Annotated in this window: 1 protein-coding gene; it reads left to right on the top strand. The window is 46.5% G+C overall.

All coding sequences use genetic code 11. The features are described 5' to 3' along the window. A partial coding sequence (locus tag NLF92_RS13290; protein WP_284700445.1) for a histidine kinase dimerization/phospho-acceptor domain-containing protein occupies window positions 1-260 on the top strand: 260 nt, incomplete at both ends.

Below are 260 nucleotides of genomic sequence, written 5' to 3'. Positions count from 1 at the left end.
GTCGTCGTTACTTCGAAATGAAGCGTGTACCTTTCTTCGATAAAGACGGTAATCGCCTTGGCTTGTTGTCGTTCGGTCGAGACATGACTGAGCGTAAGCAGGCTGAAAATGCTGCTGCAAAAGCAAGTACCGACAAAACTCGCTTTATCGCAACCATAAGTCATGAGCTACGCACACCGCTAAACGGTATTGTGGGCTTAAGCCGTATGCTGCGTGATAGCGAGTTGAGTGAAGAACAATTTAACTGGGTAAGTACGATA

Origin of the sequence: Opacimonas viscosa, assembly GCF_024199005.1 — a bacterium.
Classification (GTDB): domain Bacteria; phylum Pseudomonadota; class Gammaproteobacteria; order Enterobacterales; family Alteromonadaceae; genus Opacimonas; species Opacimonas viscosa.
The sequence above is the reverse complement of the archived record's forward strand: the minus strand, read 5'-3'. Positions and strand labels throughout refer to the sequence as shown.